Below are 16,597 nucleotides of genomic sequence, written 5' to 3' on the forward strand. Positions count from 1 at the left end.
CTTTCTTCCAAATTTTAAAATGAATTTATTTTAAAATTATTCCAGAGTAAAAACCTGCTTTCAATACAACTGAAGCCTTTTTTGCCTCCCCAAAACCTCGTTCGGTTTGGGAGTGCAAAGGTGAGAAACTTCATTCGTTTCTGCAAGTTTCTTTCAAGAAATATTTTCAGAAATTTTCCGGAGCTTAAAATAGAAATAAACTGTTTGTTTACCGCCCCGAAACTAAGATCCTGCTAATGGCAGGTTTTGAGATAACCAGATTCTTAAACTACAAGTTCAAAACATGGTCAATCTTTTTTTCAACCTTAAATCCTTCTCTTCTCATCCCGCCCCGCTGGCTGAATTGTTGCACAAAGATAAGGCAATGAAAACTCATTTGTCAAGTCTTTCTTTAAACTTTTCTTAACACATGATTTTAAATTTTTATTATACTCTACTTTATCAATTAGTTAACTCATTAAAATATTTTTCCTCTTAGGTCCTCTGCTTAACTATCTTCAGATCGGGAATTCAGAGGAATTGTACTTTCCTATTTTTTCTATTCTTTTTCCCTTTCATCATTCAATCAAACATCCTAAATAAAAAAAAACGCTACTCACTTTTTATCTTAAAGTAGGTAGCGTTTTAAATTCATTTATTAAGTATTTACTTGATCAATGTGCTTTTTCGGTCCGGGCCTACTGAAACAATATTGATTGGCACCTCCAATTCTTTTTCCAGAAACACGATGTATTCCAGGAATTCTTTTGGGAGGTTGCTATAGCTTTCAGTTTCCATGGTAGCCGTTTCCCACCCTTTCATGGTTGTGTAAACCGGCTCCAAGGTTTCTGCATCTAACTGATGCGGTATTTTGTCTGTTATCTCGCCGGAAGCAGTTTTGTAATGCGTACAAACTTTTATTTCTTCGAATTCATCCAGTACGTCGGCTTTCATCATATTGAGTTGCGTTACGCCATTCAACATGATAGAATATTTCAGGGTTGGCAGATCTACCCAACCGCAGCGACGCGGACGACCGGTGGTGGAACCAAACTCGCGGCCGGCTTTCCGAATCTCCTCTCCCACTTCATCTAAAAGTTCGGTTGGGAACGGACCTGAACCTACGCGGGTGCAATAGGCTTTGAAGATACCGTACACTTCGCCGATGTGGCGCGGGGCAACTCCTAGACCTGTGCAGGCGCCGGCAACTAAAGTATTCGAAGAAGTTACAAACGGATAGGTTCCAAAATCGATATCTAGTAGAGAACCTTGTGCACCTTCGGCCAGAATTTTCTTACCGGCTTTTAGGGCTTCGTTGATCATGTATTCGCTATCTACTAAATTCAGGGTTCGTAAATACTCTACGGAAGCAAAGAATTGTTGCTCCATTTCGTCGATCTCGAGTTTTCCGCCTAAAAACCCTACGATTTTTGCGTGACGGGCTTTGGCAGTTTCGTAGCGCTCTTTGAAATCTGGCAATAAAATATCGCCTACGCGCAAACCGTTCCGGCCAACTTTATCCTGGTATGTCGGGCCGATACCTTTTAAAGTAGAACCGATCTTTTGCTCGCCAAGAGCTTCTTCGGAAGCTTTATCGATGGCTTTGTGCGATGGTAAAATCAGCGCGGTTTTCTTGGAAATAAAGAGGTTCTTGGCAGCATCTACGCCGCGGGCGGTTAGTTTTTCCATTTCGGTTTTGAAAACTACCGGGTCTAAAACCACGCCGTTGCCGATGATGTTCTGAATGTGCGGATGAAAAATACCGGAAGGGATCTGGTGCAAAACGTGCTTGGTACCTTCGAACTCCAGCGTATGACCAGCGTTCGGGCCACCCTGAAAGCGAGCAACAATGTCGTACTTGGGTGCTAATACGTCTACAATTTTTCCTTTTCCTTCGTCGCCCCACTGGAGGCCAATCAGAATATCTACTGCCATTTTATTGGTAAGAACTTAAAAAATTCCGCTGTGCGGATTTATGGTTGAAAAATGTTATACTTTTAAAGTTAAAAAGCCCAGCGTTTGGGGGCCAGGCTTTCATTTCTATACAGATTCTTTCAGGAATTTCGCCGCGAAAGCATCGTCTTCGGCTACCGTAAAAATAGCGTTGAGTTTCGTTATTATTAAGAGCTTGCGCATGTGTTCCGAAGGATTGATGAGCACAAGCTCGCCGCCGCGGTTCCGGAATTTGGTTAGTAAAGAAACCAAAACGCCGATGCCGCTACTATTAATAAAGCGCACTTTAGAAAGATCTACTGCGCACAGAATTACCGAATCGTTTAACTTGGAATTCACCAGATCGAGCAAATGCTGGGAATCGGGGCTGCCAATGAGGTCGCCCTGCAAACGCACATATAAAATATTATCCTGAAGATTGCTTTCTACTTTCATGATACTGGTACAGCGTTATTCTTAGCGCGGCAATCGCCGCAAACTCCGTAAAGATTTAAGGAATGATGCAAGATATGAAAATTAAGCAATTCCCCTACCATTGTCTGGATCTGATGTACGCGCGGATCGCAGAATTCTACCACTTTGTGGCATTCGGTGCAAATTACGTGGTCGTGCTGGCGGTAGCCGTACGATTTTTCGTATTGCGCCAGGTTTTTCCCGAACTGATGTTTGCTAACCAGGTCGTTTTCTACCAGCAGGTCTAAGGTATTATAAACCGTAGCGCGGCTCACCTGGTAGTTTTTATTTTTCATGCTGATGTACAGCGATTCTACGTCGAAATGGCCGGTGCGCGAATAAATTTCCTCCAGAATTGCATAGCGTTCCGGAGTTTTGCGCAAGCCTTTGCTTTCGAGGTAGGCGGTAAAAATCTTCTTTACCTCTTCAAATTTTACTGTATCTAATGCCATAAGCGTTCTGTGCAAAGATAACAGATATTTTTGGTAGAAAGGTTTATTTTAATGATTTGAAAAAGCCGGACGCTGACTTCTGAAAACTTTCAGTGTAGTATTCTGAAAACGCTATGCTTTCAGCCGGAAAAACTGCCCGCGAATGCACTAAAAGAAAATTTTAGTTGCCGGAAAATACTTTTGGTATCACTAAAAACTTTGTAGCCGCTATAAAACAAATTGTTAATAGATGGCGTTGGTTTAATAATACTAAATACTATATTAGCAAATTCTCTCACTAATTTTAGCCGCACTTAAATCATGGAATACATCATAACTTCTCCCGAGCTGATTGAAAAAGAACTTATCCCGAACCTGCGTTTTAACCGCGAAGATATTCTGATAACGCCCGAAGACAAAAAACGCCGCCTCTACGATATTCACCGCGCCACTTTACTCGGAAATGCTTACCACGGTAAAGTAGATATTTTCTTTATGACCGCCGATGGTGAGCAAAAACGCGTAAACACCACCATCTGGGATTATGATAAAGAATACGTGATCCTGAAATCGGGCTCTTCTTTGCCTATTACGGCTATTAACGGCGTAGAATTTTACTAAATGGCTAAATTGTTGAATTGCTAAATGGTTGTTTCAGAAAACGGTATGGTTTTGCCCTCAAAAAGTGCTTAACCATTAAACAGTTTAGCAATTCAACAATTAAATAAATTAAACCCTGTCGAGCACTTTTAAGATCAGGTCATTTATCGTTTCATCGGCATTCTCGGCGAAACGGTGATTGATCCGGTCGGCTACGATCGCGTTGAGCGACAGCATTTCGTGCCCCATTAACCTTCCCAGCGCATAATAACCGGCCGTTTCCATCTCGAAATTGGTGATCTTAAAATCTTCGTGCGCAAAATTATGGTAGGCCTGGATCAGGTTTTTATTTTTAAGCGGTGCCCGTAATACCCGGCCCTGAGGCGCATAAAATCCCGGACACGTTAAGGTATTTCCCGGAATCATATCGAAGGCAATTTTCTGGCGCAATTTTTCGGAACCTTGTACGCAATATGGCGCATACGGTAAATTCAGCGCAGTTTTTAAGCCTTGAGATATAGCATTTTCGAAAGCATTTTGTTCCAGCGGGTAAAATTCCATTAAACTATCCAGCCCAATTCCATAAGCCGAAGCCAGGTGACTGCCCAAAGGAACCGTAGTTTGTAACGCGCCGGAAGTACCAATGCGGATAATATTCAGCGAAATGCGGTCTTCTTCGGCCACGGGAATGCGGGTTAGCAGATCTATATTTACCAAAGCGTCCAACTCATTCATCAGGATATCGATATTATCGGTACCCATGCCGGTGGAAATTACGGTAATGCGCTTGCCTTTGTAGTAGCCGGTGTGCGTAATAAATTCCCGCTTCGTTACTTCCACTTCAATAGAATCGAAATATTTGCTCACTTTAGCCACCCGCTCCGGATCACCGACAGTAATAATGGTGCCGGAAATATGTTCGGGTAATAAATTCAGATGGTAAACGCTTCCGTCCGGGTTTAAGATGAGTTCAGATTCGGGAATTGCTTGCATGGCCATGAGTTTTGCGGGTATTTAAATTTCGGGTGAAGGTAAGGGAAATTTAGAAATTTGAAAATTTGGAGATTCGAAGATTTTGATACCGGTTGATGATGGAAGCCGGAAACGAATTTCGTAACAATTTAATACCGACTCAAGCAGTTTTTGTTGCCAAAAGAATAGCGTTTTCTGAAGTATTGCGCAAAAAAAAAGAGCAGGATTTTATTCCCTGCTCTTTCGTTTTAGTGCTTTATTTTTTCGCGCTTTAGGCCTTTAAAAGGATTGTAGCCGTTGCTTTCTTTCTGGTAATACCCGGTTCCGTCGTAAGGCCTTACTTCGGGGTTGGTTTTACATTCTTCGGAGCAGGCACCTTGCATTTTTTCGCCGCAGCTTTCGCAGATGGCCACGTGAATGTTGCAGGTTGGGTTGGCGCAGTTTACCATTCTGTCAGAAGGCGTTTGGCAAACGTAGCATTTCGAAATAATGGTCGGGTTTACTTTGTTCACATCTACGGTTAAGCGGTTATCGAAAACGTAGCATTTGCCTTCAAAATCTTCGCCCTCAGCTTCTTTGCCGTATTTAATAATGCCGCCGTGCAGCTGGTAAACGTTCTCAAAACCCTGTTCCAGTAAAAAAGCGCTGGCTTTTTCGCATTTTATACCGCCGGTGCAGTACGTCAGAATTTTTTTGTCTTTGTATTTTTCTTTCAGTTCATCCACCTTTGCCGGGAAATCGCGGAAATTCTCGATGGGCAAGGTAACCGCATTTTTAAAACGGCCCACGCTGAACTCATAATCGGAACGCACATCCAGAATTACTACATCGTCGCGGTCTTTCATTTTGCGGAATTCTTCCGGTTCTAAATGAATACCGGTGCGTTTGTTAGGATCGATGTTGCGTAGGCTGGAATGCACAATTTCCGGTTTGTGGCGCACGTGTAGTTTCGCAAAAGCGTGTTTATCGGCTTCGTCAACTTTAAAATCGGTTTTAGCGAACCTCGGATCGGCTTTAACTGCCGCCATGTATTTTTCGCAATCTTCTTTCAGGCCAGAAACAGTTCCATTCAAACCTTCGGAAGCAATAATAATACGGCCGCGCAGATTCAGATTGAGGCAAAGCAAATGGTGCTCTTCGCGGTATTGTTCCGGATCTTCGATCTGCGCGTAGCAGTAATAAAGTAAAATACTGTAATCTTTCATAACGGGCTTAGCTTCAGACTAAGTGTTTAATTAAAATAATGCTTTGGTTTCCGGTTGCAAAATTAACGTTCCGGCAACAGATTAAAAAGTGATATTTATCAGCAAAAGGTTCACTATTTAAATTGTTAAATGGCTTAATTGTTAAATGGCTGATTAATTGGTTGGCAAAATAAACTGCAATAAGCTTAACTGACTTTTTTTGCCTGAAACCCTAGCGTTTTCAAACAACAATTTAACAATTTAGCCATTTAACAATTAAACCATTTAAGTAGTTTTCGGGCTGAAAAAGGTACCGTTTTTCCAGGTTTCTTCCTGTTCGGGTCCGGCTTTAAAATACCAGAGCCATAGCAGAATAAAAACGATGGAAAACATTAAACCCACCTGCGTTTCGAAGGTACTTTCGAACATGCACGAAAGTGTGATGATGAGGTAATGAAAGAAAAATAAAGGCTCGAAACGACCTGCAAAACGGAACAGCGGATAATAAAAGCAAACCAGGAAAATGACGAGGCCAACAATGCCAAAAGCAACCAACGCAAAAATAAACTGGTTGTGCGGCAGCAGATGTCCCCGTTCCAGAATTTCCGGAAAAAGTTTGGTGTATTTATCGCCTAGTTCTTTGTCCAGGTTTCCAATTCCTACGCCAAATACCGGGCTTTCTTCAAACACTTCCATGGCAACTTTGTAAGAATAAACGCGGCCGGTAATGGAATAATCGTGTGCGCTGTCTTCATCGGAAACGCGGTTTACGTCGGCAATGGTCAGGAAGAATTTGTTGTAAAAAGTAGGCAACGTGTAAAAAGCTGCCAGCAAAGCCATTATTAAACCAACGCCGGCAAAAAAGCTGCGCAGGTATTGCTTGCGGAAGAAAAAATCGAATGCCAAGCCTAAACCAGCCGCTGCGTAAAACACTACCAAACCACTTCGCACCGCCAGAATATGCAGGAAAATAAAAAGCCAGACCGTTATAAAAAGCAGCAATTTCCGCTCCCATTTCCCGAAAACGAAAAAGCCTTTCAGCCACAACCGGAAACCAACCAATATCGCAAAAGCCACCATTAAACTGTAGCGTACGTGGTTGGTTGGCGTTTTCATTACTTCCGAATGGGTGTATTGCTCGTTTACCGCCTCAAAATTATTGAGGTAATAACCCATGCTGTAAACCGAACCAAGGAAAACGCAGATCACGAACAAATAGAACAATTGTTTGAGTTTCGGGCGCGAAATGGCAGGCAATACGGCGAACGAAAATGGCAGAATAAGCAGCGGCAGTTTCATTACCAGGTCGCGTTGCAGGTCTTTCATGCTGCTGATTTCCGGCTGCATAAAACCAAGTAAATGAACCAGGTAAATCAGCATAAACCCCAGAAAATACGGATACTTGCGCAAGTTGGAAATGTTATTCTGCTGCGCCAGCGAAACGAAGGCTGTGAGTAATAAACCTGCATTGCCAATGCTGGAAAGTATCCGGAGAAAATTGGTGGTAAGCATACCCGTCACGATCAGGCAGCAGAAGAAAAAAGCAGCTTGCGGTACGTTTATTTTCTGAAGAAATACGAAGCTCTTGCCCATTAAGAAACGGTATGCTTTTTCCTGAAAAAACTGATTTGGCTAAAAAATAACCTTCCGGTTGAAATTCCGCGGGTTTAATGATTGCTTAAATTTATACTTTCTGAGCCGGGTTGCCGAACACGGTCTGGTTAGCGGGCACATCGGCAATTACTACGGCACCAGCACCCACGCGGGCTTTTTTACCGATCTTTACGCTGCCTACAATTACCGCACCGGTTCCAATAAATGCCTGATCTTCAATAGTAGCTTCGGCATTAATTAACGCACCCGCCCCGATCTGCACAAAATCACCAATTATAGCACCCGCTTCGATCACCGCATTCGACTGGATCACGCAATTATCGCCGATCTTGCAACCGGTTTGGATAACTGCACCCGCGTTGATCAGGTTTCCGTGGCCAAGCCAGGCATGTTCCGAAATGTAACTGCTTTTATGAATGGCATTTACCGGCACCTGTTTATAATCTTCTTTCAGTTTTCCAGCCAGGCTTTTACGAACCGCGCTGTCTTCGGCGGCTATAAAAACTTCGCTTTTTTTACCCAGAATTTTCAGGATATCTTCATTATCGGTGTTGCCCATTACCGGAATGTTATTGATCTCGGTCTGGTGCAGTTTGGCATCATCGTCGAGGAAACAATATACATCTACATTATTGCTGGTAAAAATATCGAGGGCGGTTTTGCCCAAAGTCTGTGCACCAAAAATAATAACCGGGTTTTCCATAAAATGCTATAATAAACCTCAAAGCTACGGGTTTGCAGCCGCGAAAGCAACTTTAGACCTGCCGGCTTTTAAATTTAAGACTTAAACGATCCAGATTTCTTTTCCAAAAAGGTGCTTGTAAAAGCAAATAAAGCAGAAATGGCAGAAAAATGGTCCGGTAGCGGTTCAATGTTCCCAAGTTAGGCGTAGTAAGCCCGATCAGAACGGCCAGAATCAGAATAAACGCGATCAGCACACCATAAAAACCGGAAATCTGCAGCTTTCGCCAATTCTTCCAAAACGATAAACTTCCAAGGAATATGATCACGATCACCAGATTTTCAATTCCGGCCAAACGGTAAAACAAATTCTCGCCTTCCCAGAAAAATGGCCGGAACAAAGCGCCAGTCAAGGCTTCCGGTATATTTATTAAAACGCTGCCTAATTCCGGTTTCAAATCATTTAATGCAATAACTGGCTTCCCGATAGATTTCGCATGCAACGTTTTATAATTCCAGACCAGGTGCCGATAGATAAATGCGTCGGCAAAATTTTGCAAAAAAAGCGCTGTAGCACCGGCCGCTAAAACGATGAATGCGCCCAGAAAACCAATGAAGTTTTGGTTAGATCGAAAAAAAACGAAGCGCTTTCGAAGCCATTTCAGGAAGAGCCAACTCAACGTCAGCGCAAAAACGACCAGGGCCAGAAACAGTTTAATTTTAAAAAGCAGCCAACTAAAAAATATAAGCAATACTAAATTAAACCTTAGTTTTTGGCCTGAAAAATATACCGTTTGCAAAACCAAACCCCAGAAAAAACCAAGCGCGCCCATTAAAACCGATTCTTTTGTTACGCCTGCATTCCAGAAAATAACCGTTGGGAAAAACAGGAACGTAATTACAGCCGGCTTCTTCGTTCCGGGAAAAACTTTTGCCTGGGTCTGCACCAGTAACCAGCAGCCGGCAAAACTAAAGAAGGACAGAAATAAGCCGTTGAAGTAATAATTGCTGTCCGTTATTAAATTCAGAAGGCTGAGAATTTTGGTAAAGAAAAAGGAATTGGAGTACGGTTTAAATTTGATTTGAACCGAATCAGGTAATTCATTAAAAAAAAGCAATTTCAAATAACTGATGAAGTTATTTGAAGCTAATTTTGAGAGGGTGTTGGCATAACGCTGGTAATCAAAAGTATCGAAGCCACCGCCATAAAACCAACCCAGCACGATACCGCACAAAAGCTTAAAGCTTAAAGCCGGCCAGAAAATTAAATTTCCAAAATCTTTAGAAACAGTTTTCCGCCAAAGCCAGAAAATTAAGACTGCCAGTAAACCAAATGAAAGCATGAAATGGAATACGGGCATTTAAGAAGCAGTTTTTGTACGTTTTAAGATACCGTTTCCGATGGCGCAATGCAAACAACGAACCGGCTGGCAATAATTCTGGCCGAGCGCTAATAAACCCTGCGATTGCGAGGCAGCTTTATTTTCAAAGCCCAGGCCTTCGTACATCGTTAAAATATGATTCTTTTCGGGCGGCAGCATTTCCAGCAAATTTAAAGCCTTTTCTACTAATGCCAACTGCCCGGTTTCATGCGCATAAGCAACGAGCAACGGCGCCACTATATTAATGAGTAAAATATTTACGCTGCTTTTACCGATTGAACCGATTTTAAATTTTCCGCTGCGGCCGGGCATATAATGGGTTTGCCAGTATGCTGAAGGTTTCGCAAAGAAAAATGTTTCAAAGGCTTTCAGCGAATGATCGGCCAGAAAAAAAGAAAAAAGGTGTTCGCGGGAAGTAAATAATGCTGCCAGTTGCGCTAACCGCACCGTTGGAAAATTAGCGGGCCGCATGCGCAGAAAATTCCAGTCGGAAGCTTGTAACGGCTCCGGCAGATCGTATTTATGTTTCAGGTAGCCAAACTCTTTTTGCAGCTGTTGCAGGTAAAGATCATCCGGAAAATTCCCAGCTAAAAACCCGGCCTGACCAAAAAGTAACGCTTCGGTTTGTAAAGTCTGGTGCCGGTGTTTCAGCAGAATTTTATAAGGTAGCTGCTTCGCTAACTTTTCAAAACCAGCCTGATTGATCTTAAAACCATAACCTGAAAGTAACGCTGCATAAGCCGTTTCCTCCCAATTATTTCCTGAAGCTTTATATAAATTCCGGATCCGTTCAGCTTTCAGTTCTAATCGTTCGAGCAAAGCTCTTTCCAGCATCGCGGTTTTGGTTAACCCGGAAATTTGTGACAGAAAAGGCTCACAGGGAATGGTTAATCTGCTTTGCTTGAGCTTTAGATAAGTCTGTAATAAGGCCGGTGCAACCCGGTTTTCTAAAGCCAGAACCGGCACTTCCGAATTATTGGTGCGCAAAACCGGCACATCGTTTTCCCAGACTACATGCAGAATAACCTGGTCGTATTTCTGGTCGGAAGTATGGCGATGACGGAACCAGTCCGAGGCTTTCACGTGCAGTTCTACGCTTCCGGCCCAGGTTAAGTCAGCAATTTTCAGGCTTGCATGCAGGAAATCGGGGCCGGCATTCGCGTTTTGCATGCCAGTACGCAAAACCGAAAGCGGTTCCCCACTTTCGGTCTGCAGATTAGTTTTATCGAAATACTGAAACTTCCAGACGTAAGCCAGAAAATCTTCGTTCATAACGAACACAGATTAACAACACCCGTAAAGTACGAAAAAATTATCCCCAGGTAACCATCTGAAATTCCGAAGAAAAAACGGTATGGTTTTAGGCCTAAAAAGTGCTTAAGCCGGTAAATATTCGTCGAGTAATTGCGCCATTTCCTGCTGCACAGCCAACGCAGCTTCGCGGGCTTTTTCGGCAAAATCTTCTCCGGAAGAAGCATAGATGATCTGCCGCGAAGAATTCACAAGTAGACCACATTGCTTATTAAAGCCGGCTTTTGAAATTTCGGGCAAACTTCCACCCTGCGCTCCTACGCCCGGCACCAACAGGAAATGATCAGGCACAATTTCGCGCACCTTATTAATATAGGCCGTTTGCGTAGCTCCAACCACGTACATCATCTGCGAGGCATCGCCCCATTGGCTGCTGGTTTTCAAAACGGTTTCGAACAACATTTCCGAATCGCCGGTGTTCAAAAGCTGAAAATCGCGGCTGCCCATATTAGAAGTAAGCGCAAGCAGAATAACCCACTTGCCGGCATGGCCCAGAAACGGTTTAACCGAATCTTCTCCCATATAAGGTGCTACGGTTACCGAATCGCATTGCATGCGATCGAAAAAAGCGCGGGCATAAAGCTCAGAAGTATTGCCAATATCGCCGCGTTTGGCATCGGCAATGGAAAAGCAGTTTTTTGGTAAAATTGCTACCGTTTTTTCCAGGCTTTCCCAACCTTTTGGCCCTAATGCTTCATAAAAAGCGATGTTTGGTTTATAAGCCACGCAAAGGTCGGCAGTAGCTTCAATTATCTGGCGGTTAAATTCGAAAACCGGGTCTTCCAGATCAAGCAAATGCTTCGGTATTTTATTAATATCGGTGTCGAGGCCAATACAGAGATACGATTTTTTTTGCAGGATCTGTTCGAAAAGTTGTGCTGAGGTCATAAAGCTGTTTAGAATTGCCGCTGATTTTTCTACAAAACTATTTTTTTTTTTTAATCCGGCCATACTTTTTTAAATCCAAGATTTTCAAACATTTAGCACCATATTTCAATTAAAAGACCGAATTCTGCAAAAAAATTACTATTTCCTTACGATTCTATGGTGTTAATCTCGTTAACATATCTTACCTTGCTGAACTTATTAAATTATATTTTTTGTTAAACTTAAAAGACCGAAGAACAAAAAGGCTGGTTTACCTTGATTTCAAATAAGAACACGGGGAAAAAGGTGGAATTTATGTTTATGTTACTTGCATTTGAGGCTCTGGCAATTAGCGGAAAACAATGAATAAATTTTTTTTTTCAGCTTATATATAAAAGTGTTATATTTGTCTTGGTATTCAGTGCTTACAGGCTGAAATCTTTTAACTAACTCTCACAAAAAAATGATCTGTAAATTAACATTAAAAAACTCGGACAAGCTGGTTCTGGTAGACGATAACGTTTATGATTACCTGCAAAATGACCCTTATTTAACCAGCATCGGCTTCCTGAAGCACTTGCGTATTCACTCTGGTGGTTATGCATTCTTCCAGAAAAACTGGCCTTTGAAAAATGGTACGTACCGCAACGAAACCATCTATCTGCACAAACTCATTGCTATGAAGTTTATCGAGCAGCAGCAGGATGACCGTCGTTTGTACGTAACGTTCAAGAACAGCAACCGTCTGGATTGCCGTTTGGAAAACCTGGAGTGGGCTCCGCTTAGCAAAGTGGTTCGCAACACTTCTAAAACCGACAATAAGCTGGGTATCCGCGGCGTAGTGAAAGATTCCAACAAATTCCGCGCAATCATTCATTACGAAAAACAGCGTATCAACTTAGGTTTGTTCGATACTTTGGAAGAAGCAGCTTTGGCATACAACAAAAAATCGGAAGAACTTTTTGGTATTACCAAGAGCCTGAACAAGATCCCAGGTTATGAGCCGAAAGAAGAATCTAAGGTAGAACAAGAATAGTTTTTTATTGCTAAACTAAGCCTCAACACAATCTCTCACCAGGAATTATATATGCAAATCGAAAATTGATATAGTTTTATTACTGATCAAAAGATTCCTGAGCCGGGTCGGTCGCCTAAGTAAGCGGTCGGCCCGGCATTTTTTTGCCCCTATACCCTTCCTAAAATCTGCCATCCGTTTTTGTTTAAAGGCTATGGTTTTTAATAGAAAAAGTACTGCTACTGCACTGTGTAATCCGTCAGCTAAAGCAAACGGCAATGAATTTTGTCTGAACTGTGATTTATTTGATTCTTTTGATTTTTGTGATTTCCTATATTGAAATTTCACGCATGCCGCGAACGCAGAAACGAAGCCTGCCCGGCTTGAGGGTGAAAATTGCCGATGGAAGTATAAAAGTCAGCTGTTTAGCAGAAAAGGTGTTTCAAAAACGCTAGCACTTTTGGTTAAAAAACTGCTAACCGCCGGTCGTTCGCTAGCGTTCAGGATGACAAAAAACAAACGGTAGGTTTTTACCTTTAAAAACTCAACACCTAAAACAAAAAAAAGCTGTTCCTTTTCAGAAACAGCTTCGAAAAACGGTAGGGTTTTGACCCAAAAAACTAACGCAGGTCAATCACTTTTACGCCTTTGTATTTGCTCTTGTCAAACGTGAACGTAGCGGCGGTAACCGGCACATTAGGCGTAAACTGCTTAATAGTAAAAGTATAGCGGTTGCCGTTATTTTTAAACATTTTCCAGCTTTTCACCGAATTATCTTTCTTGCTGATATTCATCCGTACTTTAAAGATCGCGTTGCTTTTATCTTCCGGCGTAAGTTCTATTACGCTGCAAAGCTCACCATTCACTTTCTCATCCGCCAGGTACACATATTTGTAGCCTTTTTTATACATGGTATAAATTTTATTTGGCGCCAGATCCTGTTCTTCCGGGTCGTTTTCCGAAATATTCACTTCATTCTCCGACTTCATAAAAGTCCAGATAGTAGTACCGTTGTTTATCACTTCCTGGCCGCTCATTTTTAACCGGAACTTGTTGCCGCTTACCGTGATATCGCCTTCCATGTTCTCTTTAATTTTGGCGGAAGGATTTTCTAAAGTCTGTAAAAAGCTGGCCCGGAAAGCTTTCATGCTCTGATACTTTTTGCTCATAGCATCCAGAATTTTGGTTGCGCGTGGGTCCTGCTGTTGCCCGAAGGAAACCTGTGCCATGCTCACCAAAAAGAGGAATAAAATTGTAATGCGTTTCATATATGTAGTGTGAAAATTTGAAAGTAAGCAACCTGAAGGTCAGAAAAAATATCAGCTGCGCATCTGACAATTCTGCGGCTTCAAGGTTTAACAGGGTTTCCTGCTTATTTTCCCAGGGTATTCAATAACTGTTCCAAACTGTATTCATCCGGAATAAGCACTTCGCGCGCTTTGCTCCCTTCAAACGGACCAACCACGCCAGCTGCTTCCAATTGATCGATCAAACGGCCGGCCCGGTTATAGCCTAATTTCAAACGCCGCTGAATTAACGATGTGCTGCCTTGCTGATGCATCACAATTAGCTTGGCTGCTTCTTCAAACAAAGCATCGCGGTTAGCCGGATCGAAGTCTGCTTTTTCTCCGCCGCCGCTGTCATCGCCAATAAATTCAGGCAATAAATAAGCATCCGAATATCCCTGCTGATCGCCAATGTAATCACAGATTCTATCTACTTCCGGCGTATCTACAAAAGCACACTGCAAACGGATCAGGTCAGAACCAACCGAGAATAGCATATCGCCTTGTCCTACCAATTGATCGGCGCCGCCGGTATCGAGAATGGTGCGTGAGTCAATTTTAGAAGTTACTTTAAAGGAAATACGGCATGGGAAGTTAGCTTTAATAATACCCGTAATTACGTTTACTGAAGGCCGCTGCGTAGCTACCACCAAGTGAATACCAATAGCACGCGCCAGCTGGGCCAGACGGGCAATCGGCGTTTCTACTTCTTTTCCGGCCGTCATCATTAAGTCAGCTAACTCGTCAATTACCAGTACAATGAACGGCATAAACCGGTGACCTTTTTTCGGGTTCAGGCGGCGCTCGATGAATTTCTGGTTGTATTCTTTCAGGTTGCGGCAGCCGGCATCTTTCAGCAGGTCGTAACGCATATCCATTTCCATGCAAAGCGAATTCAGCGTGTTCACTACCTTTTTAGTATCGGTAATGATCGGTTCTTCGCTATCGGGCAGTTTGGCCAAAAAGTGGCGTTCGATCTTATTGAACAGCGAAAGCTCCACTTTTTTCGGATCGACCAACACGAATTTCAGCTGGCTTGGGTGCTTCTTATATAATAAAGAAGTAAGAATCGTATTCAGACCAACCGATTTACCCTGTCCGGTTGCACCCGCCATGAGCAAGTGCGGCATTTTGGCCAGGTCGGTAATGAAAACTTCGTTGGTAATGGTTTTACCGAAAGCAATGGGCAGGTCCATATCGCTTTTCAGGAATTTCTCCGTACTCAGCATTGATTTTATGGAAACCATTTCCTTTTTCTTGTTCGGCACCTCAATACCAATAGTACCTTTCCCCGGGATCGGCGCAATAATACGAATACCCAAAGCGGCCAAACTCAAAGCAATGTCATCTTCCAGGTTCTTGATCTTGGAAATACGCACGCCAGCATCGGGCACAATTTCATAAAGGGTAACGGTTGGGCCGATTGTTGCTTTAATGCTGGCAATACCTATATTATAGTTCGCCAGGGTTTCTACAATTTTATCTTTATTGGCTTCTAGTTCTTCTTTGCTTACCTGCACTTTGTTGCCGCCGTAATCACTTAGCAGTTCTAAAGTCGGGTATTGGTACCGAGCCAGGTCTAAAGTCGGGTCGTAGTTTTCAATTTCAGAGCCGGTTTCTTCCTCCGGTATTGGAGTAACTTTCCAGTCAACCGGTACTTCTTCTTCCAGTTCCATTTCCGGCTCCAGTTCTTCCAACTCCAAAACCGGCGATTCTATCTGCAAACTCAGGCCATTTACCGGCGCAGGCGGCGGTGAAACCACAACCGGCGGCGTTACAGAAAGCTCCAGTTCGTGTCCGTTAGAGCCGTTAGAAACGGTAGGTTTTTTAACCGAAAAAGTCGCGGCCACTTCTTCCAGCTCTTCCTCTTCTTCCTCAAATTCTTCCTCGTCTTCATCTTCCAGGGTAGCCGAAGGATTATTATAATGGTTAAAACCGGTGGAAAGTTGCTCGTAAGTTTCTCCCTCTTTGGCGAAATTGCCGGTTCCCTGAGCTTCAGAAGTTTCTTTTTTAGCCGTAACCAACGTGGTGATATTGAAGAAGAAAACCACGAAAATGATCAGCAGGAAAGCCAGCAATAAAATAGTGCCGGAGCCAATTAAACTTTCGAGCCAGATCGTACTTTCATAGCCAATGCCGCCGGTAAGAAAACCATAATCCGTTACTGTATTAGTGGTATAAACCAGATAACCGCAAAGCAAACTCGTCCAGAGCATGCTGAAAAGGCAGAGCGTATTTACATAAGAAACCGAAATATTACGGCTGCGGAAAATAATTTTATAGCCCCAGAAAAATATAAGCGGAATCAGGAAGAAAGCGCCGATGCCTAGCCATTCCCTGATAAAATAATTCGAAACGTAAGCGCCGGCCAGCCCCAACCAGTTCTCCGCTTCCAGCCCGGAAGCTTTTACTGTGGCCTGCGGCAAACCTTCTACAATGCTCTGGTCGGCATCGCCGGTAAAAATGTGCGAAACGAAGGCAATGGTTAAGTAAAGTGAAGCCAGCAAAAAGAAAAACCCGAAGAGCAACTGCACCCGGCGGTCTTTGAAAAGCGAAATGCGCGGCAAATTGAAAGAAGGCATTTTAAACGCTTTCTTTTCCGAAGGTTCGCCCTTTGGTTCGCTTGCTTTTCTGAATTCGTTGCGGCCTATTGGTTCTTTTGCTGCATTCCGAGGCGCATTTTTACTTTTCGCCTCATTCCCAGCATCGTATCGGTATGTATTTTTTGCCATCTCTACAGTTCAAACCCCAAAGTTAATAATTAATGATGAGTGAATAATGATTAATATCCCGTGTTTCATTTCCGTAACCAATTTCCGGAAGCTGAAAACAGGCTTAAAATAAACCGTCGGAAAACAGGCCGAAAGGA

At 42.9% G+C, this 16,597-nt stretch carries 14 protein-coding genes; 2 read left to right on the plus strand and 12 right to left on the minus strand.

Annotated features, from left to right (window positions below):
• Positions 1 to 645 precede the first annotated feature (645 nt).
• From ACFPIB_RS15415 to ACFPIB_RS15425, 3 genes are all read right to left on the minus strand, one after another.
• Positions 646 to 1,914 carry an adenylosuccinate synthase gene (locus tag ACFPIB_RS15415; protein ID WP_378018364.1) on the minus strand — a complete coding sequence of 423 codons (1,269 nt, stop codon included), beginning with the start codon at positions 1,912 to 1,914 and terminating at the stop codon, positions 646 to 648.
• Positions 1,915 to 2,019: 105 nt separating this feature from the next.
• The gene (locus ACFPIB_RS15420) at positions 2,020 to 2,367 is read right to left on the minus strand and encodes an STAS domain-containing protein (RefSeq protein WP_378018365.1); all 348 of its coding nucleotides are present in this window, start codon (positions 2,365 to 2,367) and stop codon (positions 2,020 to 2,022) included.
• Entirely contained in the window at positions 2,364 to 2,837 is a 474-nt protein-coding gene (locus tag ACFPIB_RS15425; protein WP_378018366.1) for a Fur family transcriptional regulator, read from the minus strand. Before ACFPIB_RS15425 ends, ACFPIB_RS15420 begins: the two co-directional genes overlap by 4 nt.
• Positions 2,838 to 3,137: 300 nt before the next feature.
• Here ACFPIB_RS15425 and ACFPIB_RS15430 point away from each other — a divergent pair, with 300 nt between their 5' ends.
• Positions 3,138 to 3,437: a hypothetical protein gene (locus ACFPIB_RS15430; protein ID WP_378018367.1), complete on the plus strand. Its 300-nt coding sequence runs from the start codon at positions 3,138 to 3,140 to the stop codon at positions 3,435 to 3,437.
• Between the two features lie 108 nt (positions 3,438 to 3,545).
• On the opposite strand, the gene ACFPIB_RS15435 is transcribed toward ACFPIB_RS15430, so the two are convergent.
• The 7 genes from ACFPIB_RS15435 to pyrF all read right to left on the minus strand — a co-directional run bounded on the left by ACFPIB_RS15435 (position 3,546) and on the right by pyrF (position 11,448).
• Complete coding sequence (locus tag ACFPIB_RS15435; protein WP_378018368.1) at positions 3,546 to 4,409, minus strand: nucleoside phosphorylase; 864 nt, start codon at positions 4,407 to 4,409, stop codon at positions 3,546 to 3,548.
• A gap of 227 nt (positions 4,410 to 4,636) precedes the next feature.
• The gene (trhO, locus tag ACFPIB_RS15440; RefSeq protein ID WP_378018369.1) at positions 4,637 to 5,593 is read right to left on the minus strand and encodes an oxygen-dependent tRNA uridine(34) hydroxylase TrhO; all 957 of its coding nucleotides are present in this window, start codon (positions 5,591 to 5,593) and stop codon (positions 4,637 to 4,639) included.
• A 264-nt stretch (positions 5,594 to 5,857) separates the two neighbouring features.
• Positions 5,858 to 7,165: an O-antigen ligase family protein gene (locus tag ACFPIB_RS15445; protein ID WP_378018370.1), complete on the minus strand. Its 1,308-nt coding sequence runs from the start codon at positions 7,163 to 7,165 to the stop codon at positions 5,858 to 5,860.
• 91 nt (positions 7,166 to 7,256) lie between these two features.
• The gene (locus tag ACFPIB_RS15450; RefSeq protein ID WP_378018371.1) at positions 7,257 to 7,889 is read right to left on the minus strand and encodes an acetyltransferase; all 633 of its coding nucleotides are present in this window, start codon (positions 7,887 to 7,889) and stop codon (positions 7,257 to 7,259) included.
• 52 nt (positions 7,890 to 7,941) lie between these two features.
• Positions 7,942 to 9,228, minus strand: coding sequence for a hypothetical protein (locus tag ACFPIB_RS15455; protein ID WP_378018372.1), 1,287 nt, complete (start codon positions 9,226 to 9,228; stop codon positions 7,942 to 7,944).
• The gene (locus ACFPIB_RS15460) at positions 9,229 to 10,521 is read right to left on the minus strand and encodes a DUF2851 family protein (RefSeq protein ID WP_378018373.1); all 1,293 of its coding nucleotides are present in this window, start codon (positions 10,519 to 10,521) and stop codon (positions 9,229 to 9,231) included.
• A 105-nt stretch (positions 10,522 to 10,626) separates the two neighbouring features.
• Positions 10,627 to 11,448 carry an orotidine-5'-phosphate decarboxylase gene (gene pyrF, locus ACFPIB_RS15465; RefSeq protein ID WP_378018374.1) on the minus strand — a complete coding sequence of 274 codons (822 nt, stop codon included), beginning with the start codon at positions 11,446 to 11,448 and terminating at the stop codon, positions 10,627 to 10,629.
• A gap of 442 nt (positions 11,449 to 11,890) precedes the next feature.
• Here pyrF and ACFPIB_RS15470 point away from each other — a divergent pair, with 442 nt between their 5' ends.
• Positions 11,891 to 12,463 (plus strand): AP2/ERF family transcription factor, encoded by a 573-nt coding sequence (locus ACFPIB_RS15470; protein ID WP_378018375.1) that lies wholly within the window; start codon positions 11,891 to 11,893, stop codon positions 12,461 to 12,463.
• Between the two features lie 599 nt (positions 12,464 to 13,062).
• On the opposite strand, the gene lolA1 is transcribed toward ACFPIB_RS15470, so the two are convergent.
• Complete coding sequence (lolA1, locus tag ACFPIB_RS15475; RefSeq protein ID WP_378018376.1) at positions 13,063 to 13,710, minus strand: outer membrane lipoprotein periplasmic chaperone LolA1; 648 nt, start codon at positions 13,708 to 13,710, stop codon at positions 13,063 to 13,065.
• Between the two features lie 104 nt (positions 13,711 to 13,814).
• Positions 13,815 to 16,460 carry an FtsK/SpoIIIE family DNA translocase gene (locus ACFPIB_RS15480; RefSeq protein WP_378018377.1) on the minus strand — a complete coding sequence of 882 codons (2,646 nt, stop codon included), beginning with the start codon at positions 16,458 to 16,460 and terminating at the stop codon, positions 13,815 to 13,817.
• Positions 16,461 to 16,597 lie beyond the last annotated feature (137 nt).

It is taken from the genome of Adhaeribacter terreus (assembly GCF_042657365.1).
In the GTDB taxonomy this organism is placed as follows: domain Bacteria; phylum Bacteroidota; class Bacteroidia; order Cytophagales; family Hymenobacteraceae; genus Adhaeribacter_A; species Adhaeribacter_A terreus.